General features: G+C 42.1%; 19 protein-coding genes and 1 pseudogene. 11 read left to right on the forward strand and 9 right to left on the reverse strand.

What is annotated here, in order from left to right; translation table 11 throughout:
* Positions 1-274 precede the first annotated feature (274 nt).
* The 7 genes from gyrA to dnaA all read right to left on the reverse strand — a co-directional run bounded on the left by gyrA (position 275) and on the right by dnaA (position 9,325).
* Complete coding sequence (gyrA, locus tag ACY3LV_RS19840) at positions 275-2,740, reverse strand: DNA topoisomerase (ATP-hydrolyzing) subunit A (RefSeq protein ID WP_464864378.1); 2,466 nt, start codon at positions 2,738-2,740, stop codon at positions 275-277.
* A 210-nt stretch (positions 2,741-2,950) separates the two neighbouring features.
* Entirely contained in the window at positions 2,951-4,867 is a 1,917-nt protein-coding gene (gene gyrB, locus ACY3LV_RS19845) for a DNA topoisomerase (ATP-hydrolyzing) subunit B (RefSeq protein WP_148963437.1), read from the reverse strand.
* Between the two features lie 54 nt (positions 4,868-4,921).
* Positions 4,922-5,167, reverse strand: coding sequence for an extracellular matrix regulator RemB (remB, locus tag ACY3LV_RS19850; protein WP_003219266.1), 246 nt, complete (start codon positions 5,165-5,167; stop codon positions 4,922-4,924).
* A 17-nt stretch (positions 5,168-5,184) separates the two neighbouring features.
* On the reverse strand, positions 5,185-6,297 hold the full coding sequence (recF, locus tag ACY3LV_RS19855; RefSeq protein WP_148963128.1) for a DNA replication/repair protein RecF: 1,113 nt from the start codon (positions 6,295-6,297) through the stop codon (positions 5,185-5,187).
* A gap of 15 nt (positions 6,298-6,312) precedes the next feature.
* A complete protein-coding gene (rlbA, locus tag ACY3LV_RS19860; protein ID WP_003219264.1) occupies positions 6,313-6,528 on the reverse strand; it encodes a ribosome maturation protein RlbA in 216 nt (71 codons plus the stop codon).
* A 130-nt stretch (positions 6,529-6,658) separates the two neighbouring features.
* A complete protein-coding gene (gene dnaN / locus ACY3LV_RS19865) occupies positions 6,659-7,795 on the reverse strand; it encodes a DNA polymerase III subunit beta (RefSeq protein WP_202327738.1) in 1,137 nt (378 codons plus the stop codon).
* Positions 7,796-7,984: 189 nt separating this feature from the next.
* Positions 7,985-9,325 (reverse strand): chromosomal replication initiator protein DnaA, encoded by a 1,341-nt coding sequence (gene dnaA / locus ACY3LV_RS19870; RefSeq protein ID WP_039074864.1) that lies wholly within the window; start codon positions 9,323-9,325, stop codon positions 7,985-7,987.
* A 621-nt stretch (positions 9,326-9,946) separates the two neighbouring features.
* Between dnaA and rpmH the strand changes: the two genes are divergently transcribed.
* From rpmH to noc, 8 genes are all read left to right on the forward strand, one after another.
* The gene (rpmH, locus tag ACY3LV_RS19875; protein WP_003178075.1) at positions 9,947-10,081 is read left to right on the forward strand and encodes a 50S ribosomal protein L34; all 135 of its coding nucleotides are present in this window, start codon (positions 9,947-9,949) and stop codon (positions 10,079-10,081) included.
* 152 nt (positions 10,082-10,233) lie between these two features.
* Positions 10,234-10,584, forward strand: coding sequence for a ribonuclease P protein component (gene rnpA, locus ACY3LV_RS19880; RefSeq protein WP_003242628.1), 351 nt, complete (start codon positions 10,234-10,236; stop codon positions 10,582-10,584).
* Between the two features lie 143 nt (positions 10,585-10,727).
* Positions 10,728-11,513: a YidC family membrane integrase SpoIIIJ gene (gene spoIIIJ / locus ACY3LV_RS19885; RefSeq protein WP_087993744.1), complete on the forward strand. Its 786-nt coding sequence runs from the start codon at positions 10,728-10,730 to the stop codon at positions 11,511-11,513.
* A complete protein-coding gene (jag, locus tag ACY3LV_RS19890) occupies positions 11,510-12,136 on the forward strand; it encodes an RNA-binding cell elongation regulator Jag/EloR (protein WP_148963130.1) in 627 nt (208 codons plus the stop codon). Before spoIIIJ ends, jag begins: the two co-directional genes overlap by 4 nt.
* Before the next feature lie 310 nt (positions 12,137-12,446).
* Entirely contained in the window at positions 12,447-13,826 is a 1,380-nt protein-coding gene (gene mnmE, locus ACY3LV_RS19895; protein WP_148963131.1) for a tRNA uridine-5-carboxymethylaminomethyl(34) synthesis GTPase MnmE, read from the forward strand.
* Positions 13,827-13,845: 19 nt separating this feature from the next.
* Complete coding sequence (gene mnmG / locus ACY3LV_RS19900) at positions 13,846-15,732, forward strand: tRNA uridine-5-carboxymethylaminomethyl(34) synthesis enzyme MnmG (RefSeq protein ID WP_464864379.1); 1,887 nt, start codon at positions 13,846-13,848, stop codon at positions 15,730-15,732.
* A gap of 13 nt (positions 15,733-15,745) precedes the next feature.
* Positions 15,746-16,465: a 16S rRNA (guanine(527)-N(7))-methyltransferase RsmG gene (gene rsmG, locus ACY3LV_RS19905; RefSeq protein ID WP_333562346.1), complete on the forward strand. Its 720-nt coding sequence runs from the start codon at positions 15,746-15,748 to the stop codon at positions 16,463-16,465.
* Positions 16,466-16,586: 121 nt separating this feature from the next.
* Positions 16,587-17,438 (forward strand): nucleoid occlusion protein, encoded by an 852-nt coding sequence (noc, locus tag ACY3LV_RS19910; protein ID WP_148963134.1) that lies wholly within the window; start codon positions 16,587-16,589, stop codon positions 17,436-17,438.
* A gap of 49 nt (positions 17,439-17,487) precedes the next feature.
* Here the strand turns inward: noc and ACY3LV_RS19915 are convergent.
* Positions 17,488-17,929: pseudogene (locus ACY3LV_RS19915) on the reverse strand (PH domain-containing protein).
* A 244-nt stretch (positions 17,930-18,173) separates the two neighbouring features.
* Between ACY3LV_RS19915 and soj the strand changes: the two are divergent.
* Together soj and spo0J are read left to right on the forward strand one after the other, a co-directional pair.
* Positions 18,174-18,935, forward strand: coding sequence for a sporulation initiation inhibitor protein Soj (gene soj / locus ACY3LV_RS19920; protein WP_003219244.1), 762 nt, complete (start codon positions 18,174-18,176; stop codon positions 18,933-18,935).
* On the forward strand, positions 18,928-19,776 hold the full coding sequence (gene spo0J / locus ACY3LV_RS19925; protein WP_148963136.1) for a stage 0 sporulation protein Spo0J: 849 nt from the start codon (positions 18,928-18,930) through the stop codon (positions 19,774-19,776). The genes soj and spo0J overlap by 8 nt, the downstream gene beginning before the upstream one ends.
* A gap of 42 nt (positions 19,777-19,818) precedes the next feature.
* On the opposite strand, the gene yyaC is transcribed toward spo0J, so the two are convergent.
* On the reverse strand, positions 19,819-20,436 hold the full coding sequence (yyaC, locus tag ACY3LV_RS19930; RefSeq protein WP_148963137.1) for a spore protease YyaC: 618 nt from the start codon (positions 20,434-20,436) through the stop codon (positions 19,819-19,821).
* Between the two features lie 512 nt (positions 20,437-20,948).
* Between yyaC and ACY3LV_RS19935 the strand changes: the two genes are divergently transcribed.
* Positions 20,949-21,968, forward strand: a complete 1,020-nt coding sequence (locus tag ACY3LV_RS19935) for a YkvI family membrane protein (protein ID WP_464864380.1) — start codon at positions 20,949-20,951, stop codon at positions 21,966-21,968.
* Positions 21,969-22,028 lie beyond the last annotated feature (60 nt).

Raw genomic sequence — 22,028 nt, forward strand, 5'->3', positions numbered from 1 at the left:
ACTGACTACGCACATCGCTGTGCGATTTATAAAAAATGAATTAACAGGTACGTTTTGTCTTGTTTAGTTTTCAAAGAACTTTGTGCACTTCTCTCGAAGCGACTATTTAATAGTAACATTTTTAGTTAACTAGGTCAATACTTTTTTAAAGAAAAGTTTTTGCTAGTCATGTTTATGTCTTTTAAAAGACAACAGAAATGATTATACCATAAATCTTATAACTGTAAAGGGTTATGGCACAAAAAAAGCACAGCTTTTTCAGCTGCGCTTTTTCTCACACTTCTTCTTGTGTTTCTTCTTGATCATCTTCTTCATTTTTCTCCACCAATGCTACTGTAGCAACATGCTCTTCTTCCGCCATTCTGATGAGGCGCACACCTTGAGTGACACGTCCGGTGGTTGAGATGTCATCGATGTCCATTCTAATGAGTACGCCGCTGGCTGTAATAATCATTAGATCCTCTTCACCTTTAGTAGCTTTTACTGTTACTAATTGGCCGTTGTTCTCGGTGATTTTCGCTGTTTTGAGTCCTTTTCCGCCACGGCTTTGGGTTCTGTACTCTTCAGCCGGAGTTCGTTTTCCGTAACCTTTTTCAGTTACGATAAGGACATGTGATTCTTCCTCTAATATCTCCATGCCGACAACAACGTCGTCATCGGTCAAGGTGATGCCTTTTACGCCTGCCGCAGTTCTCCCCATTTCCCGAACATCCGTTTCAGGGAAACGAATCAGCAATCCATTTTTCGTTCCGATGACCATTTGTTTTGTGCCGTCAGTTAGACGTACACCCATCAATTCATCATCCTCACGAAGACTCAGAGCGATTAAGCCATTGTTTCGGATATTAGCGAACTGAGAAAGCGAAGTTCGTTTTGAAACCCCGTGCTTTGTTGTGAAGAAAAGGTAAAGTTCCGCGTTGAATTCAGAGACTGGAATAATCGCGTTAATCCATTCACCCTTTTCTACTTCCAACAGGTTAATAATCGGGATTCCTTTTGCTGTTCTGCCGTATTCAGGGATTTCGTATCCTTTTGCACGATACACTTTCCCCTTGTTCGAGAAGAAGAGAATCGTGTCATGCGTTGATGTAGAGATCAGATGTTCAACGAAATCATCTTCGTTTGTCCCCATGCCCTGAACGCCTTTTCCGCCGCGCTTTTGACTGCGGTAGGTTGAGGCAGGCAGACGTTTGATATATCCGTTGTGTGTCAGGGTGACAACGATGTTTTCTCTTTCGATGAGATCTTCATCTTCAATTGTTTCAAGACCGGCAGTGACGATCTCAGTGCGTCTTTCATCGTTAAAACGCTCTTTAATTTCTATGAGTTCTTCCCGAATGATCTCAAGCACTTTTTCTTCATTGGCCAAGATTTCTTTCAGCTCTGCAATTAATTTAACAAGGGATCGGTACTCCTCTTCAATCTTTTCACGTTCCAATCCTGTTAAACGCTGCAGTCTCATATCAAGAATAGCTTGGGCTTGTTTTTCAGTCAGCGAGAATTGTTCAATTAATCCTGTTCTCGCAATTTCAGCCGTTTGAGATTTACGGATAAGGGAAATAACTGCATCAAGATGATCAAGAGCAATTCTCAATCCTTCCAAGATATGTGCTCTTGCCTCCGCTTTACGCAATTCATAAGCAGTACGGCGTCTGATTACGACTTTTTGGTGATCTAGGTAATACTCCAAGCATTGCTTTAAATTTAAAACTTTTGGCTGTCCGTCAACAAGCGCAAGCAGATTGATACCAAAAGAAGTTTGCAAAGCTGTTTGCTTATATAGATTATTTAGAATGACATGCGCGTTGGCATCTCTTCTGATTTCGATGACGATTCTCATACCTGTGCGATCAGATTCATCACGTAGATCGGTAATACCTTCTATCTTCTTATCTCTAACAAGATCAGCGATTTTTTCGATTAGTTTTGCTTTATTTACTTGGTATGGAAGTTCTGTTACGACAATTCTTTCTTTTCCTGACGATGTTTGTTCGATCTCCGCTTTTGCCCGGATCGTAATCGAGCCTCGTCCTGATTCGTATGCTTTCCGAATACCGCTTCGGCCCAAAATTTGCCCCGCAGTCGGGAAGTCAGGACCAGGAATAATCTCCATAAGCTCCTGTACTGCGATTTCAGGATTTTCACTGACAGCAAGCACACCGTCAATGACTTCTCCTAACTGGTGCGGAGGAATGTTTGTTGCCATACCTACCGCAATTCCGGCAGCGCCGTTTACAAGCAGATTCGGGAACCTTGAAGGCATAACGACAGGTTCTCTTTCTGACCCGTCATAGTTGTCCTGATAATCGATTGTGTCTTTTGTGATGTCTCGAAGAATTTCCATCGAGATTTTAGACATTCTTGCTTCCGTATAACGCATGGCAGCCGCTGAGTCCCCGTCAACAGAACCGAAGTTTCCGTGACCGTCAACGAGCATATAACGATAGTTGAAATCCTGCGCCATTCTGACCATGGATTCATATACCGCTGAATCACCATGCGGGTGGTATTTCCCGATAACTTCTCCGACGATACGCGCGGATTTTTTATAAGCCTTGTCACTTGTCATGCCCAGATCGTTCATTGCATACAAAATCCGTCTGTGAACCGGTTTTAAACCGTCACGGACATCTGGAAGAGCACGGGACACGATGACGCTCATTGCATAATCCAAGAAGGACGTACGCATTTCCTGACTGATATTTATTTCACGAACTTGTGGTGTGTTTTGTTCACTCATTAAAAAACCTCCCTGAAGTATCACATGAAATATGTGGGAGTAGATTGTCCATTATGATCTTCAATACGATTTCACTATTCTCCATTATATCAATAAACTTATGATTATACACATTAAATTGCTAGAATATATAGGTATTGCAAGCATTACTGCATCTGATCTCGTTCAGAAAAAAGCCTTATTTCTTATTGGAAATAAGGCTTTTTATGATTAGATGTCAAGATTTTTAACGTATCTCGCATTCGCTTCTATGAAGTTTCGGCGCGGTTCTACTTTGTCGCCCATTAGCATTTCAAATGTCTCATCGGCATCCATTGCATCTTCAAGAGTTACCTGAAGAAGTGTTCTGGAGCTCGGATCCATGGTTGTCTCCCATAGCTGGGTCGCATTCATTTCTCCAAGACCTTTATAACGCTGCAATCCAGGCTTAGGCGTTTGAGGAAGAGTTTTCAACAGATCATCAAGTTCTTTGTCATTATATGCATATTCAACACGTTTTCCCTGTTGAACCTTGTAGAGCGGCGGCTGCGCAATATACACGTAGCCATTTTCAATAATTTGGCGCATATATCTGTAAAAGAACGTTAACAGCAGTGTTCTGATGTGCGCGCCATCAACGTCGGCATCAGTCATAATGACAACTTTGTGGTAACGGGCTTTCCCCAAGTTGAAATCTTCCCCTATACCTGTTCCGAGAGCTGTGATCATAGAACGAACTTCGTTGTTGGAAAGGATTTTGTCCAATCTTGCTTTTTCAACGTTTAAGATTTTACCTCTAAGCGGCAAAATGGCTTGGAAATGTCTGTCGCGGCCTTGTTTAGCTGATCCTCCGGCAGAGTCACCCTCTACGATATATAACTCGGAAATGCTCGGATCTTTTGATGAGCAGTCCGCTAGCTTACCGGGAAGGTTTGAAATTTCCAAAGCGCTCTTGCGGCGTGTTAATTCACGCGCTTTTTTCGCAGCCATTCTTGCTCTTGCCGCCATTAAACCTTTGTCGACAATTTTTTTGGCCGCATCTGGATTTTCCAGCATAAATGTTTCCAATGCCGCAGAAAATAACGTATCGGTGATCGTCCGCGCTTCCGAGTTGCCTAGTTTTGTTTTCGTTTGGCCTTCAAATTGCGGATCAGGGTGTTTGATGGAAATAATCGCGGTTAGCCCTTCTCTTACGTCGTCACCGCTTAAGTTCGGATCATTTTCTTTAATGAGCCCTTTTTTTCTGGCGTAATCATTGATTACACGAGTCAGGCCCGTTTTGAAGCCTGCTTCGTGGGTCCCGCCTTCGTACGTGTTAATGTTATTTGTAAACGAATAAATGTTGCTTGTGTAGCTGTCATTATATTGCAAAGCCACTTCAACCGTAATGCCGTCCTTTTCGCCTTCAATGTAAATCGGCTCTTCATGGACAACTTCTTTAGAACGGTTTAAATACTCTACATAACTTTTAATTCCGCCTTCGTAATGGTACTCATTTTTGCGCTCTTGTCCTTCACGTTTATCTTCAATCGTGATGTTTACGCCTTTTGTCAAAAAGGCTAATTCGCGCACACGGTTAGCAAGCAAATCATAATCATACACAGTTGTTTCTGTGAAAATCTCAGGATCCGGGACAAAATGTGTCGTCGTTCCTGAATGATCTGTTTCGCCAATGATTTCAAGGTCTGAAACCGGAACTCCGCGTTTATAGGTTTGACGGTGGATTTTTCCGTCACGGTGTACCGTCACAACAAGCTCGGTTGAAAGCGCGTTTACGACTGACGCACCTACACCGTGCAATCCTCCGGATACTTTATAACCGCTTCCGTCAAATTTCCCTCCGGCATGAAGCACCGTCATAATGACCTCTACCGCAGGCCGGCCCATTTTTTCATGAATACCGACTGGAATACCGCGGCCATTATCTACCACCGTGATGCTGTTGTCTTTTTCGATTTGGATATTGATATCCGTACAATAACCGGCGAGGGCTTCGTCAATACTATTGTCGACAATTTCCCATACCAGATGGTGAAGGCCTTTGCTGTTTGTTGAACCGATATACATCCCCGGTCTTTTACGAACAGCTTCCAATCCCTCCAGAACCTGTATCTGATTTTCATCATAACTGTTTTGCTGCTGTTCCATAGCCACGTCATTCACCTACACTTTTCTAAACGATATATTCGTGATAAAAAACTTCTAAGAATCTATTTCAAACATAAATTGCGCACGTTTTTTTAATGTGCTGGAAGATAAGGGAGAGTAATATATATTCTGAACCGTGACTACGATAGATTTTGGCGTGCCGTTTACGGAAGGCACCACCTTGTGTTTCTGTTTTTTCAGAAATTCTTCAACAATAGGCGACATGTTGGCTTTAAAATCAAAAATGCCGACAATATCTCGTGTTGAAACCACAAAGTCATCACCTAAATGAATATACAATTGCCCACCTCATTTCTTCACTTCACTAACGCACCGTTCTGCACACGGAACATTCCTGCTTGACGTAAGGTTTCGTGATCAATGCCATCAACGCTTGTCGTTGTGACAAACGTTTGTACACGGCCTTGGATCGTATGAAGCAAGTGTGACTGGCGATAATCATCCAGCTCACTCAATACATCATCCAATAGTAAAATGGGATATTCTCCGATTTCCTCATGGATCAGGTCAATCTCCGCCAGTTTAAGGGACAATGCCGTCGTTCGCTGCTGTCCTTGAGAACCATACGTCTGCACATCGCGTCCGTTCACATAGAAAAGAACATCGTCACGATGAGGACCTGACAGCGTAACACCGCGCTCAATTTCTTTTTCTCTTAATTTAGAAAACGCTTCTTGATAGCTATCTCCTATTTTCGACAAGTCTTTAGGATCTGATACCTCAAGAGCCGTATGGTACTTCAGGGTCAGCTCCTCAAGCCCTCTGGAGATGCCCGTATGAATAGGCTGCGCCCATTTTTCAAGCTGCGCTGTAAACTGCAGGCGTTTTACAACGACTTTTGACGCGACTTCTACAAGCTGATCGGTCAAAACATCGAGCATCGTTCTGTCAGTTTGTTTTCTTGTTTGCAGCTGCTTCAAAAAATGATTTCGCTGGGAAAGGATTTTCTGGTAAAGAGAAAGATCATGCAGGTAGACAGGAGAAACCTGTCCAATTTCCATGTCAAGAAACCGCCTTCTCACTTGAGGGCTCCCCTTTACCAGATTTAAATCTTCCGGCGCGAACATGATGGTGTTGAGGGCCCCGACATACTGGCTGAGCTTTTGCTGTTCAATATGGTTGACCTTGCCCTTTTTACCCTTTTTGGAGATGACGAGCTGCATCGGGATCGCTCCGTTTTGCTTCATCACTCTTCCCTCTATTTTAGCATAGTCTTTGTCCCACCGTATAAGTTCTTTATCATTTGATGTCCGGTGCGATTTCGCCATGGACAAGACATAGATCGCCTCCATGAGGTTTGTTTTCCCCTGGGCGTTTTCTCCGATGATGACATTTACTTTGTTTTCAAATTGGAGTTCAGCATGGTCGTAGTTGCGGTAAGATGTCAGTTCTAAGTTCTGGATATACAATCAGTATCACCCGCTTTAATTGACGACTTGAAAAGAACCAAATCCTTCAATCTCTACCACATCTCCAACATACAGCTTTCTGCCTCGGCGGTTGTCCGGTTCGTTGTTCACCAGCACTTCATGCTCGCTCAAAAACCACTTCGCCATACCGCCTGACTGAATGACATCGGCTAATTTCAAGAATTGTCCAAGTGTAATCATCTCTGTATCAATTGAAATCGGATTTGCCATTATATCGACCTCTTTCAAATATCACTAATATCTAATTGTACTAAAAAAAAACGAATTAGGGAAAGGGAAAACTTGTCGGAGCAGATACCGAATAGAAAAGCTGCCGAACGGGTCGGCAGCGTGTATCGGATTAATAGGTTCTGACAGGAAGGATAAGCTGTACAATCGTTTCATCATTCGGCGTGCGAATTAGGAAAGGCCTCATTGCACCTGTAAAGCTTACGCGTATCTCTGCTCCTTCAAGCACCTTTAGTGCATCCAACATATATTTTGGACTAAATGAGATATTTAATTCCTCACCATCAATTTGATCTGCAAGAATCGCTTCCACAACTTTACCGATTTCAGGTGAGTTAGAAGAAATCTCAATGGATTCAGCAGGTTTTGCAGAAAGTTTCACTACGTTGTTGCGCCCCTCTCTGGCTAGAAGGGATGCACGATCAATCGCCTGAAGGAATTCTTTCGTGTTCACAATGATTTCTGTTTTGCTTTCCTGCGGAATCAGACTGGTTGTGTCCGGGTAATTTCCGTCCAGAAGCCGCGAGAAGAACAAGACGTTTTTCGCTTTAAACAGAACTTGAGTTTCTGTGATCACGATATCTACAAGTTCCTGATTGTCATCCAAAATCTTACTGAGTTCGGTTAAGCTTTTTCCCGGGATAACGACGTTATAAGATCTGTCTTCTGGAATATCAAGTTTCGCTTTTCTTAATGCCAGACGGTGGCTATCCGTCGCAGTGCATAATAATTCACTTTTTTCCACATTCCAGTTTACACCTGTCAAGATAGGGCGTGTTTCTGAGGTGGACACCGCGAACACTGTTTGTCTGATCAGATTTTTTAACAAATCAGTTGGGATCTGAATCGCATGATGCTCTTCGATCTGCGGCAAGTGCGGATATTCATCAGCGTCAAGCCCGTTTAGATTAAATTCTGCTTTGCCAGAACGGATAATTGTCAAATACTGATTTTGTACTTCGATTTCCACCATTGCCATCGGCAGTTTTTTGACAATTTCACTAAAGAAGCGGGCTTGTAAGACGATGCTTCCAGGCTGTTCTATCGTGACAATTTCTTTATCTCCTTCTTCTTTTGGAATAAAGGATTCGATAGAAATATCTGAATCGCTTCCCGTAAAGGATACTCCATCATCTGATGCAACGATTTTAATACCAGTCAAGATGGGAATTGTAGTTCTGGATGAAACGGCTTTTAATACATCTTGGACACTTTCAACAAGACGATCTTTTTGAATCGTGAATTTCATTTTTATCCTCCTAACGGATAATGTATTTATATATATATTTTTTTAAAAATAGTAGCAGTAATAGTAGGGCTTGTGGATTTGTGGATAAGTTGTGAAAAAGACAGGAAACACAGCCTATCCACATGTGGACAGACTGTGCATGACTACTGAAAAGTTATTCACACTTTCCCCGATTAATCCCCGGTCCTGCTATTTAAGCTGTTCTTTAATTTCTTTTACATGCTGCTGAAGCTGTTCATCATCTGTCAGCAGTTTTGAAATTTTTTCATGAGCATGAATAACGGTCGTATGGTCACGGCCTCCAAATTCTTCCCCGATTTTAGGAAGAGAGGAATCAGTCATTTCCCTTGATAAGTACATGGCAATTTGGCGCGGGAAAGCAACTGATTTTGTCCGTTTTTTTGCTTTGAAATCCTCGAGTTTAATATTAAATTGCTGGCCTACTACCCTCTGAATTTCTTTTATCGTAATGACTTTCGGTTTTGAAGAAGGAATAATATCTTTCAGCGCCTCAGCGGCCAGATCAGCATTAATATCTTTATTAATTAAAGATGAGTAAGCAACAACTCTGATTAATGCTCCTTCAAGTTCCCGAATATTGCTGTCGATTTGATTTGCGATGTAAAGCATAACCTCATTCGGAATATCGAGGCCTTCTGCTTTGGCTTTTTTTCTTAAAATCGCAATTCTCGTCTCCAAATCAGGCGGCGTGATATCCGTAATCAGGCCCCATTCAAAACGAGAACGTAATCTGTCTTCAAGTGTCGGAATTTCTTTTGGCGGTCTGTCACTTGAAATGACGATTTGTTTGCTTTCTTCGTGCAATGTGTTAAATGTATGGAAAAATTCTTCCTGGGTCTGTTCTTTTCCCGCTAAAAATTGAATATCATCTATCAAAAGCACATCGACATTTCGATAGCGATTGCGGAAATCGACGGCTTTATTATCTCGGATAGAGTTGATGAATTCGTTTGTAAATTTCTCAGAAGACAGATAAACCACTTTGGCAGAAGGATTATGATCTATTACATAATGGCCGATCGCATGCATTAAGTGTGTTTTCCCTAAGCCGACGCCCCCATAGATAAATAAAGGGTTGTATGCTTTCGCGGGTGCTTCCGCTACTGCGAGAGAAGCAGCGTGTGCAAATCGGTTTCCAGATCCGATGACAAAAGTATCAAAAGTATATTTTGGATTGAGCATATTTTGGGGAAAATCAGATGTTTCTTCTTTGACCGCTTTTTTGACTTGCGGTTTCGGCATAAAATCTTCAACATCTTGATTTTGAGGAATGACAAACTTAATGCTCAATTCTTCCCCGGTTAATTCATATATAGTATCTGCAATAAGATGCAAGTATCTGGACTCGAGCCAGTCTCTGGCAAATTCATTAGGAGCGGTGATTGTCAATGTATCTCCCTGCAGTGAGTGGGCTTTGGTTGATTTCATCCAAGTTTCAAAGCTCGGTTTGCTCAACTTTTTTTCGATTTGAGCAAGGGCTTGATTCCACAGATCTAATATATTTTCCATCTTCCGGCACGTCCCTCCTTTTCATAGAAAATAGCGTCTTCCTCTGTTATAGAACACAAAAAAAGAGCAAATGGCGCTTTCCATTCGTACACATTAAATGTTGAAAACATATAATATAGTAGATAAATAGCTTTTCGACAAATTTCACAACTTGTGGACAAGGTTCTACACAAGCTGTGTGAAATCAATCCACAACTTATCCACACTTTGTGGATAAGAAGAGAAGGTGAGATTAGTAATTAAGAGTTAAAACACAAATATAATACCAAAATAAACGAGAGCTTGCAATGGGTCTCACAATCTTATCCACAAAGCGGACAGCCTGTTGAAAAAATTTTGTCCACAGACGTTGGTAATGTGAAAATGTTGTCGATAACCTCTGTGGATATTAAAAAAGGCGTAAAAGATATCCACACTCGTGATTTTAGGGCAAATTGTTAGGTTGTCTTTTTTCGTTAATTTAAGGAATCTTAAAAATAAGGTTTCGAAAGTTGAAAAGGTATGTTATCCTATTATGGTTGCGAGAAACAAAAGCACTAGTGAAGTTGACAATGAACAGGTAACGCAAATATAATAAGTAAGACTGTCTTTAACAGCTATTCCTCGAGGGAGGTGTCATAAATGAAAAGAACATTCCAACCGAATAACCGTAAACGCAGTAAAGTTCATGGCTTCAGAAGCCGTATGAGTTCAAAAAACGGTCGTCTAGTTTTAGCACGCCGTCGCCGTAAAGGCAGAAAAGTATTATCAGCTTAGGCCACTGAATAATGTCAGTGGTCTTTTTTCACGTTATGGGAAAAGATAGATGTGATGCGGAATGAACCGGGGCTTGCTTCCTGGTTCTGATGCATCTCATTTTTCATCATAAATTTTAAAAGTTTCTGCCAGCCAGTATCGGAGTGAGTCATTTGAAGAAGCGAAATCGTTTAAAGAAAAATGAAGATTTTCAAAAAGTGTTTAAGCATGGGACATCAGTAGCGAACCGCCAATTTGTCTTATATACGCTTGATCAGCCTGAAAACGATGAGCTGCGTGTCGGGCTTTCCGTCAGCAAAAAAATTGGCAACGCTGTGATGCGAAATCGGATCAAACGTTTGATTCGGCAGGCCTTTCTTGAAGAGAAAGAGAGACTGAAGGAAAAGGATTACATCATTATTGCCAGAAAACCGGCGAGCCAGCTGACATATGAGGAAACAAAAAAAAGTCTGCAGCATCTATTCAGGAAGTCTTCTTTATATAAGAAATCTTCGTCAAAGTAGGCATTGCCGCTGCTTTCTTACAACTTTTAAAAGCGCTTCCTTTCTGGTTATCAGAAAAAGACACCATTTAAAACTGAAAGATGCTAAAATACATACAAGTATGCTTTGCAATAAAAGAGCGTAAAGATTGATTATAGGAGGAAATGTTCTTGAAAAGGAGAATAGGGTTGCTATTAAGTATGGTTGGCGTATTCATGCTTTTGGCTGGATGCTCGAGTGTGCAAGAGCCGATCACTGCAGATAGTCCGCATTTTTGGGACAAGTACGTAGTATATCCATTGTCTGAGCTCATTACGTATGTAGCGAAAGTGACGGGAGATAACTATGGGCTTTCAATTATTCTTGTTACCATTTTGATTCGTTTATTAATTTTGCCGCTGATGATTAAGCAGCTGAGAAGTTCGAAAGCGATGCAGGCTTTACAGCCGGAAATGCAAAAGCTTAAAGAAAAATACAGTTCAAAGGATCAAAAAACGCAGCAAAAGCTTCAGCAGGAAACAATGGCTTTATTCCAAAAGAACGGTGTCAATCCGTTGGCGGGATGTTTCCCGATTTTAATCCAGATGCCGATTTTAATTGGATTCTATCATGCGATCATGAGAACACAGGCGATATCAGAGCATAGTTTCCTATGGTTTGACTTAGGAGAAAAAGATCCTTACTATATTCTTCCTATCGTTGCCGGGGTCGCTACATTTGTTCAGCAAAAGCTTATGATGGCGGGGAATGCGCAGCAAAATCCGCAAATGGCGATGATGCTTTGGATTATGCCGATCATGATTATCGTATTTGCAATCAATTTCCCGGCGGCTCTTTCTCTTTATTGGGTAGTCGGTAACTTGTTTATGATTGCGCAAACTTTCCTTATCAAAGGACCTGATATTAAAAAAGATCCTGAACCGCAAAAAGCCGGAGGAAAGAAAAAGTGAGGAATGTGACTGCTGCAGGGCGAAATGTCGATGAAGCAGTACAGTCTGGGTTGCAAGAGCTGGAATTACCAATGGATAAGGTGGAAATTACTGTTATTGATGAGGGAAACAAAGGGTTTCTCGGTATTTTCGGTAAAAAGCCGGCGGTCGTAAAGCTTGTTGAAAAGATTGACCCGATTCAGCAAGCGAAGTCTTATCTACAAACAATTGCCGAAGCCATTGCCGGGAAGTCTGATGTGACTGTTCAAGAAAACAAAAAGACAGTGAGTTTCCATATAACAGGTGAAAAAGCGGCACTGTTGATTGGGAAAAGAGGACAAACCTTAAATGCCCTTGAAACTTTGACACAGCTTGTTATTAATCGTTATTCAGGCCCATTTAAACATGTGACGGTGGATGCTGAAAACTATCGCTTGAAAAGAAAAGAAACTCTGAGTCAGCTGGCCAACAGGCTTGCAGATCAGGTGTTGAAAACGAAAAAAGCAGTTCATCTTGAACCTATGCCGTCCAGTGAAAGAAAAATCATCCATGATACTCTTTCTGGATATGCAAATCACCAGATCAAAACGCATTCAATGGGTGAAGGCGAAAATCGCCATCTCGTTATTTCCCATAAAAAATAGCATAAAACCGAAGTCCGGTAAAAAGCGGATTTCGGTTTTTTTATATGGAAAAAAGCTATTTTTCCTAGTAATATCAAGCTTTTGCCGTTTAAGTTTTTTCTTTTTAGGTGTATCCTGTTGATAAAAAGGAAGTTCAGGAAATAAAATTAATTGTTATTCACATGTGGATAAGTTAAAGTAATAGAGGGTGAATACCTAATTCTGTGGATAACACATCTTCCACTTCGAACCAAACTATGTTATCTTTTAGTTTTGGCATAATAAAATTTTTTTATATAGATGAAAGTATAAGTAAAGAGAGGTGAACAGCATGGATACAATTGCGGCAATTTCCACTCCGATGGGAGAAGGCGCGATTGCGATTGTACGGTTGAGCGGACCAGAAGCAATTCAAATCGCTGATAAAATGTATAAAGGGCCGAAGGGGAAAACACTCAGCTCGGTTGAATCACATACGATTCATTATGGTCATATCGTAGACAGACCTTCGGATCGTGTCGTTGAGGAAGTAATGGTATCAGTGTTAAAAGCGCCGAGAACTTTTACACGTGAAGACGTCATCGAAATTAACTGTCACGGGGGAATTGTGACTGTAAACCAAGTGCTTCAGCTCGCATTGAGAGAGGGAGCGAGACTGGCAGAGCCGGGTGAATTTACGAAACGCGCGTTTTTAAACGGCCGAATCGATCTTTCACAGGCTGAAGCGGTTATGGACTTAATCAGAGCGAAAACGGATCGGGCAATGAATGTCGCTATGAATCAAATGGAAGGGCGTCTTTCTGCTTTGGTGCGCCGTTTGCGCAGTGAGATTTTAGAAACACTGGCTCATGTTGAGGTGAATATCGATTATCCGGAGTATGATGATGTTGAGGAAATGACACATCAGCTTTTAGTTGAAAAGGCAACCGCCGTGAAAAAAGAAATTGAGGCGCTGCTGAGGACTTCTGAGCAGGGAAAAATCTTGCGTGAAGGTCTCTCTACTGTCATTATCGGACGGCCGAATGTAGGGAAATCATCTCTTCTGAACAGCCTCGTTCATGAGGCGAAAGCCATTGTAACCGATATTCCCGGAACGACTCGGGATGTGATTGAGGAATACGTTAATGTAAGGGGCGTTCCGCTTCGTCTGGTTGATACTGCAGGTATTCGTGAAACAGAGGATATTGTTGAACGAATCGGTGTTGAACGTTCTCGCCAGGTTCTAAAGGAAGCGGACCTGATTTTACTTGTGCTTAATTATAGTGAAGAGCTTTCTGAAGAAGACGTAAAGCTTTTTGAAGCGGTTGAGGGCATGGATGTTATCGTGATTATGAATAAGACTGACCTTGAGGCGAAGATTGACATTGAGCGTGTCCGTGAGCTTGCCAAAGGACGTCCTGTTGTTACGACATCTCTATTAAAAGAGGAAGGCATCAATGATTTAGAAGAAGCGATTCAATCGCTTTTCTACACGGGTGCCATTGAAAGCGGAGATCTGACGTATGTCAGCAATACACGCCATATCTCCATTTTACAGCAAGCAAAACGTGCCATTGAAGATGCGCTTAGCGGCATCGAACAGGATGTCCCGATCGACATGGTGCAAATTGACCTTACAAGATGCTGGGAGCTGTTGGGCGAAATCATCGGAGATGCTGTCCACGAAAGCTTGATTGATCAGCTCTTTTCACAGTTCTGTTTAGGAAAATAATAAAAGGAGGAACCGAATCATGGGGTATGAAGCAGGCCAATACGATGTGATTGTGATTGGCGCCGGGCATGCCGGTGTTGAGGCTGCCCTCGCATCAGCACGCCAAGGCGCCAAAACACTTGTCTTGACCATCAACCTAGATATGGTTGCATTTATGCCATGTAATCCGTCTGTCGGCGGCCCCGCAAAAGGGATTGTCGTCCGCGAAATTGACGCGCTCGGCGGAGAAATGGGCAGAAACATCGATAAAACGCATATTCAAATGAGAATGCTGAATACAGGAAAAGGTCCTGCGGTCCGTGCACTGCGTGCGCAAGCAGACAAATTCCAATATCAGCACGAAATGAAAAATACACTTGAAAAAGAACCAAACTTAACAATGCTGCAAGGAATTGTGGAGCGGCTGATCGTTGAAGACGGCGAATGCCGCGGTGTCATTACACAAACAGGCGCGCATTATCGTGCGAAAGCAGTTGTCATGACGACAGGGACATATTTAAGAGGACGAATCATTCTTGGAGATCTGTCCTACTCAAGCGGTCCGAATAACCAGCAGCCTTCTATCAAGCTTTCTGAGCATTTGGAGGAACTGGGCTTTGACCTTGTTCGTTTTAAAACAGGTACGCCGCCTCGCGTCAAAAGCGACACGATTGATTACAGCAAAACGGAAATTCAGCCTGGTGACGATGTGCCTCGCGCTTTCTCATATGAAACAGTGGAATATATTACAGATCAGCTTCCTTGCTGGCTGACATATACAAGCCCTGAGACACATGAGATTATTGACGGCAACCTGCACCGTTCACCGATGTATTCCGGTATGATCAAAGGGACTGGTCCTAGATACTGCCCGTCCATTGAAGATAAAGTTGTCCGTTTTAATGATAAACCGCGTCACCAAATCTTCCTTGAGCCGGAAGGCAGAAATACGCAAGAAGTTTATGTCCAAGGTTTATCTACAAGTCTTCCGGAAGATGTACAGCAAAAAATGCTTGCAACGATTCCGGGCCTTGAAAACGTGCAAATGATGAGAGCCGGCTATGCGATTGAGTACGATGCGATCGTACCGACACAGCTATGGCCGACACTTGAAACGAAAAAAATCACAAACCTTTACACAGCAGGCCAAATTAACGGAACATCTGGTTATGAAGAAGCTGCGGGACAAGGAATTATGGCGGGAATTAATGCGGGACGAAAAGCGCTTGGAGAAGAAGAAGTGATTCTGAGCCGTTCTGACGCCTACATTGGTGTTCTGATTGATGACCTTATCACAAAAGGAACCAATGAACCATACCGTCTTCTAACATCACGTGCTGAATACAGATTGCTTCTTCGCCATGACAATGCTGATTTGCGTCTGACAGAAATCGGCCACCGCATTGGATTGATTTCTGATGAGCGTTATGCAGCTTTTGAGAAGAAAAAAGCGGCGATCGAAGCGGAGAAAAAACGTCTGCACTCTGTGATTATCAAGCCGTCTCCGGAAAATCAAGAATATATCCGCTCTCTAGGCGGAAGCGAATTGAAAGATGGAGTTCGCGGCACAGACTTGATGAAACGCCCTGAAATGAACTATGAAACAGTCACAAAACTGGCGCCGTCAGAAGTGCCGGTTCCGCAAGACGTGGCAGAACAAGTAGAAATCCAAGTGAAATATGAAGGATATATTGAAAAATCCCTTCAGCAAGTGGAAAAACTGAAGAAGATGGAAAACAAAAAAATCCCGGATCGAATTGATTATGACGCAATCAAAGGGATCGCGACTGAGGCGCGTCAAAAACTGAAAAATGTGCGCCCTTTGTCTGTTGCCCAAGCTTCCCGCATTTCCGGTGTAAACCCGGCGGACATTTCAATTCTATTGGTGTATTTAGAGCAGGGACGCATTGCGAAGATAGCCGAATAGAAAGGATGACGGCATGAATATTGAAGAATTCACTTCTAGTTTGGCGGAAAAAGGGATTTCCCTTTCTCCCCGTCAGCTAGAGCAATTTGAGCTGTATTACGATATGCTGGTTGAATGGAACGAAAAAATCAATCTGACTTCAATTACAGAGAAAAAAGAAGTGTATCTTAAGCATTTTTATGATTCCATTACAGCCGCTTTTTATGTCGACTTCAATAAGATGAACACGATATGTGATGTTGGAGCGGGAGCGGGTTTCCCGAGTCTGCCGATTAAAATATGCTTTCCGCACCTCCATGTCACAATCGTGGATTCACTAAACAAACGGATTACGTTTTTAGAAAAGTTGTCTGAAGCTTTGCAATTGGAGAATACGACATTCTGCCATGACAGAGCTGAAACATTCGGACAGCGGAAAGACGTACGGGAAAGCTATGATATTGTGACGGCGCGAGCAGTTGCAAGACTATCTGTTTTGAGCGAACTTTGCCTGCCTCTGGTGAAGAAAAACGGTTTATTTGTTGCTTTAAAAGCCGCATCAGCTGAAGAAGAACTGAATGCTGGCAAAAAAGCGATCACGACGCTTGGAGGAGAACTTGAGAATACCCATTCCTTTAAGCTGCCTATTGAAGAAAGCGATCGTAATATTATGGTGATACGAAAGACAAAAAATACACCTAAGAAGTATCCAAGAAAACCGGGAACTCCTAATAAATCGCCAATTGAAGGGTAATTTAGACAGCCTGATGTGACAATACCATCATATTTTCATCAAAATTGATGGATGTACAGCAGGAAAAACCATGAGAAAATAGAATTATAAAAATGGCAGTTTTTAAAGGTGGTGTAGGTACATGAAGCATTCATTCTCTCGTTTCTTCGGGCTTGGTGAGAAGGAACAGGAACCGGAGATTGCTGAACAAGAGACAAACAAAGAAGAGATTCTGGAAATACCGGTAAATGCTATCGTTCCCAACCGTTTTCAGCCACGCACCATTTTCTCAGATGAAAAAATCAAAGAGTTAGCAATGACCATTCATACACACGGCATTATTCAGCCGATTGTTGTCAGGCATACAGAAGAAGAAGGCCAATACGAACTCATTGCAGGTGAAAGACGCTGGAGAGCGGTTCAATCGCTCGAGTGGGAAAAGATTCCGGCTATTATTAAGGATTTTTCGGATACGGAAACCGCTTCTGTAGCGTTAATTGAAAACTTGCAGCGGGAGGAACTGTCTTCTATTGAGGAAGCGCACGCCTATGCTAGGCTTCTTGAGCTTCATGATTTAACACAGGAAGCTCTCGCGCAGCGTTTAGGAAAAGGGCAGTCAACAATTGCGAATAAGCTGCGGTTATTAAAGCTGCCTCAGCCGGTCCAAGACGCGATTATGGAGAAGAAAATCACTGAGCGGCATGCCAGAGCGCTGATTCCGCTGAAACAGCCTGAGCTCCAAGTCACACTGCTCACAGAGATTATTGAGAAAAGTTTAAATGTAAAGCAGACGGAAGACCGCGTGGTGAAAATGCTGGAGCAAGGCCAGAGAAAACCGAAGCCGAGACGCAAAGCGTTCAGTAGAGATACAAGAATTGCAATGAACACGATTCGCCAGTCACTAACAATGGTTGAAGACAGCGGTGTAAAATTGAATACAGAAGAAGAAGAATTTGAAGAATATATTCAATTAACGATTCGCATACCAAAATAAAAGCTCTCCTGAAAAGCAGGAGAGCTTTTATTTTTATCGTAAAAGGGAATTAATTACTTTTAGTCAATATTGTTATATTAGATTTTTTTTTCTTTGAGCATGAGGATAAATTCTTCAGTATCTTGCGGAGAAATCACTGCGTGCCCCCAGCCGCCCAGATAATATATCGTGATGGTATGACGAGAGCCGATTAGACGAAAACCTGACCACAGCTTCTTTTTCTCAACCACTTTGTCGATTTTTTCGTAAGGAATTTGATGTTTAATCAGTCCGGCTTTAATGATCAAATGATGCTCCCTTAATACATATTTCAGATCAATAAAGCTCCAAATGATGAGCACATTTAAAAGCGTCAGCAGAGTAAAAATGATCCAGCCTGAAACCCTCATATTTCCCAGCACAAAAGGAACAATGGCATCTGCTTGTATCAGTAATATAAGAAAAGCAATCATCAGCGTAACGGGTACATCTCTCTTTGTTTTGTAAACCATATTCTCACCGTCCTGTACATTCTGCACGGTAACTTCTTCTTTTTTTCTTTGAGAAATCCCTTTTTTAAGTCAAAAAAACATAGAAATCGCAGAATTTATAAGAGAAAGTATTAGCTGTTCTTTAAATTTTCAATTATTTCCCTTCTGAATCGGAACAAAATGATGAAAAAAATGAAACGCTTTAATCTTTTTTTGATAGAATAGAAATAAGATAGTACATGTTCATGTGAAAGTAGGTGACATCGTGGGAAAAATCATAGCAATTACGAACCAAAAAGGCGGAGTCGGCAAAACAACGACGTCTGTCAACCTTGGGGCATGCTTAGCTTACATAGGGAAAAGGGTTCTGCTGGTAGATATTGATCCGCAGGGAAATGCGACAAGCGGATTAGGGATTGAAAAAGCCGATGTAGAGCAGTGTGTGTACGATATTTTAGTAGATGATGCAGATGTAATAGATATAATTAAAGCAACGACAGTAGAGAACTTGGACGTGATTCCTGCGACGATTCAGCTTGCAGGAGCTGAAATAGAGCTGGTTCCGACGATTTCAAGAGAAGTGAGACTGAAGAGGGCGCTTGAAGCAGTAAAGCAGAATTATGATTATATTATTATTGATTGTCCGCCGTCATTGGGGCTGCTGACGATTAACGCGCTTACTGCCTCAGATTCCGTTGTGATTCCTGTACAGTGCGAATATTACGCTTTGGAGGGGCTCAGCCAGTTATTAAATACTGTACGTCTTGTGCAAAAGCATTTGAATACCGATTTAATGATTGAAGGTGTATTGCTGACAATGCTTGATGCCCGGACAAATCTCGGCATTCAAGTGATTGAAGAAGTTAAAAAGTATTTTAGAGATAAAGTATATAAGACGGTTATTCCGCGTAATGTCCGTCTGAGTGAGGCACCGAGTCACGGAAAACCCATCATTTTATACGATCCGCGGTCAAGAGGCGCAGAAGTATATTTAGATTTAGCAAAGGAAGTGGCTGCGAATGGCTAAAGGCCTTGGAAAAGGGATTAATGCGTTGTTTAATCAGGTCGATTTGTCTGATGAGACAGTTGAAGAAATTAAAGTTGCTGATTTACGCCCTAATCCTTATCAGCCAAGAAAACACTTTGATGACGAGGCATTAGCTGAACTAAAAGAATCTGTGCTGCAGCATGGCATTCTACAGCCGCTTATCGTCAGAAAATCTTTAAAAGGCTATGATATTGTTGCGGGCGAACGGCGTTTTCGAGCGGCAAAGCTGGCGGGTTTAGACACGGTTCCGGCGATTGTCCGTGAATTATCAGAGGCATTAATGAGAGAAATTGCTTTATTGGAAAACCTTCAGCGTGAAGATTTATCGCCGCTTGAAGAGGCTCAGGCCTATGACTCTTTGCTGAAACACTTAGACCTCACACAAGAACAGCTTGCCAAACGTCTTGGGAAAAGCAGACCGCATATTGCGAATCATTTAAGATTGCTGACCCTGCCAGAAAACATTCAGCAGCTTATTGCCGAAGGTACGCTTTCAATGGGACATGGACGCACGCTTCTTGGCCTGAAAAACAAAAATAAGCTTGAACCGCTTGTACAAAAAGTGATTGCGGAACACCTCAATGTTCGCCAGCTTGAACAGCTGATTCAGCAGTTAAATCAGAATGTTTCACGTGAAACAAAGAAAAAAGAACCTGTGAAAGACGCGGTTCTAAAAGAACGAGAATCCTACCTCCAAAATTATTTTGGAACAACGGTTAATATTAAACGACAAAAGAAAAAAGGCAAAATCGAAATCGAATTTTTCTCTAATGAAGATCTTGACCGGATTTTAGAGCTTTTGTCTGAACGAGATTCATAAATATTACAGAAACCATCTTTCAAACGAAGATGGTTTTTTGTTTTATATTCGCCCAGTGATCCTTTGAAGCGGGCTAAGGCGTTCCTGCCTCCACTCTGTCCGATCTGTTAAACTCAATCCTTCAGCAAGAACACTTGCCATATTCATGACCAAGTGCAGCCTTGTATTTTGTAAAACAAAGTATTCCATAAAACCACTCACATTCACAATTCCGTTAATATGAAGATCTCCCACTTCAGGAAGGTCTTTTTGCACACCAGCTCCCGGCTTTAATGGCCCGTCTCCGATTTGAAACGATCCCACACTTTTAACGCGTCCTAAGCATGCATCGACCGCTATAATAAACGGGTTTTTATGTATTTTTTGAATGTCATTGATTTTATCCTTCATATTTACAGCATGAACGGGGTCAGATAAAGTGCCATAGACATGAAATCTAGTGAGCTGCATCTGTTTGAGTTTCATTCCTACGAGCGGGCCTAATGAATCACCGGTTGAACGGTCTGTTCCGATACAAACCACGATAATCGGTCTGCCGGCAGCTTTACGTAAGGATGAAGAAAGGATGGTTTGGATTTGTTTTGCTGCAGCTGCATCCGTATGTGAAACATAATGCTTTACTCGTTCCTGAGAGGAAAAAAGCCCGCCTTTTCGATTCATAGGTTTCACTTCCTTGTTATAGTAGGTAGCAAAATAGCTGTGGTGTGTGTTTAGATATGTAAGGTTGTTTACAGTATATCCAGCAGCAGGGTCTTTTATGCTTCGTGTATGGAGCCGGATATTTTTTATCAATAGAGGGCGCAATATGAGTGGTTAGTAGGTTGATTACAAGTGTTGTGCCCCAATGCTTCGATCATGATCAAGCTAGGGTCTGCTTACAAAACAATTGAGAATAGATGTCTATATTGATTGTGTTTTAATGCCGGCGAAGTCAAAGGTTCCGGTATCAGAAGTGATTTTCATCCGTTCTTCAATCGGCGGCATAGTTAGAAAAAGTGAAGAATGAGGTCATTTCTTAAACATCTCGGACTGTCTGCACTGATAGTTTTTATGTGTATTTCGTATGATAATTTCACCTTGCGACCAATGTCTATGAAAATATGGCATGTTTGCTCTCTGTGATTTATATAGTAACAATAGCGGGAACAAGCTGAACTCTGTGCTATGAGGTGATGAGGTTGTGGAGAGCCGGGATGAAGTGGATGCTGCTCATATTAGGGAGCCTGATCGGGGCCGGATATGCGAGCGGTCAGGAGATTTGGCAGTTTTTTGGGGCGGAAAGCGGACTTGCTATTGTGCTGTTTACAATCATGTTCATGTTCTCGTCTTATATTGTGATGAAAATTAGTTTTAAGGTTCAATCCACTCATTTTCTGCCGGTTCTGGAGCATCTGATGGGACCATGGCTGGCGAAAATTTATGATGTCCTCATTGTTTTTTATTTGTTTTCGACGACTATGGTGATGATTGCCGGAGGCGGTGTGACCCTGCAAATGTACAAGCTTCCTTTCTGGTGGGGAATTGCGCTGATTTGTATCGTGACTGTGTGTTTGTTTTTCTGGGATGTGAAAGGGATATTATCAGTAAATGGTGTTTTAATACCTGTTTTAGTTGCGGGTCTGCTGTATGCGCTGATCTCCTTTCAGAACACTCACCACCACACGTGGACGATTGATTTGACCCGGCAGTATAACTGGCCTGCGAGCATTACGTTTACCTCTTTGAACATCCTTTCAGTGGTTGCGATTTTATCTTCCGTCGGGAAAGAAATGAAAGGACTCGGAGAAGCGAAAATCGCCAGTGTGGCAAGCGGTCTTATTTTTGGTGTGATCTCATTTATTTATAATGAAACGTTAGTGGAGCTGGCGGGCTCCCTTTCTCAGTTTGAAATACCGTTGTTTGCCGTTTTGGAGGGTGCGCCTTATCTCCTTTTTTTATGTATGACGGCGGTTCTGTGTCTGGCGATTTATACGACGACGGTAGCTGGTTTGCTGGGGCTGTCCAGCCGGCTGATGGCGTTTGTTCATATGCCGAGATGGGTGCTTGTGTTGATTCTGTTAGCGTTGATGGTGCCTTTTACTTCTTTCGGATTTTCTGATTTGATCGCGTTCTTGTATCCGATATACGGGTTGCTGAATTTGTACTTGTTAGTTTGTCTGCTGTTATATCCTATTTTGAGTAAATGGAAATAAAAGGATGTATTTCTTTTCGGATATCTTGATTGCTCTTATGATCAATTTTTTTGTACAATA

Source organism: Bacillus sp. 11C, assembly GCF_055486375.1.

Bases quoted from the DNA above. Each gene is read 5' to 3' on its own strand.
- spoIIIJ (WP_087993744.1), top strand. From the start codon at position 10,728: ATGTTCTTGAAAAGGAGAATAGGGTTGCTATTAAGTATGGTTGGCGTA.
- yyaC (WP_148963137.1), bottom strand. From the start codon at position 20,436: ATGAATCGAAAAGGCGGGCTTTTTTCCTCTCAGGAACGAGTAAAGCAT.
- spo0J (WP_148963136.1), top strand. From the start codon at position 18,928: ATGGCTAAAGGCCTTGGAAAAGGGATTAATGCGTTGTTTAATCAGGTC.
- rpmH (WP_003178075.1), top strand. From the start codon at position 9,947: ATGAAAAGAACATTCCAACCGAATAACCGTAAACGCAGTAAAGTTCAT.
- ACY3LV_RS19935 (WP_464864380.1), top strand. From the start codon at position 20,949: ATGAGGTTGTGGAGAGCCGGGATGAAGTGGATGCTGCTCATATTAGGG.
- dnaA (WP_039074864.1), bottom strand. From the start codon at position 9,325: ATGGAAAATATATTAGATCTGTGGAATCAAGCCCTTGCTCAAATCGAA.
- gyrA (WP_464864378.1), bottom strand. From the start codon at position 2,740: ATGAGTGAACAAAACACACCACAAGTTCGTGAAATAAATATCAGTCAG.
- noc (WP_148963134.1), top strand. From the start codon at position 16,587: ATGAAGCATTCATTCTCTCGTTTCTTCGGGCTTGGTGAGAAGGAACAG.
- mnmG (WP_464864379.1), top strand. From the start codon at position 13,846: ATGGGGTATGAAGCAGGCCAATACGATGTGATTGTGATTGGCGCCGGG.
- gyrB (WP_148963437.1), bottom strand. From the start codon at position 4,867: ATGGAACAGCAGCAAAACAGTTATGATGAAAATCAGATACAGGTTCTG.
- rsmG (WP_333562346.1), top strand. From the start codon at position 15,746: ATGAATATTGAAGAATTCACTTCTAGTTTGGCGGAAAAAGGGATTTCC.
- rlbA (WP_003219264.1), bottom strand. From the start codon at position 6,528: ATGGCAAATCCGATTTCAATTGATACAGAGATGATTACACTTGGACAA.
- mnmE (WP_148963131.1), top strand. From the start codon at position 12,447: ATGGATACAATTGCGGCAATTTCCACTCCGATGGGAGAAGGCGCGATT.
- dnaN (WP_202327738.1), bottom strand. From the start codon at position 7,795: ATGAAATTCACGATTCAAAAAGATCGTCTTGTTGAAAGTGTCCAAGAT.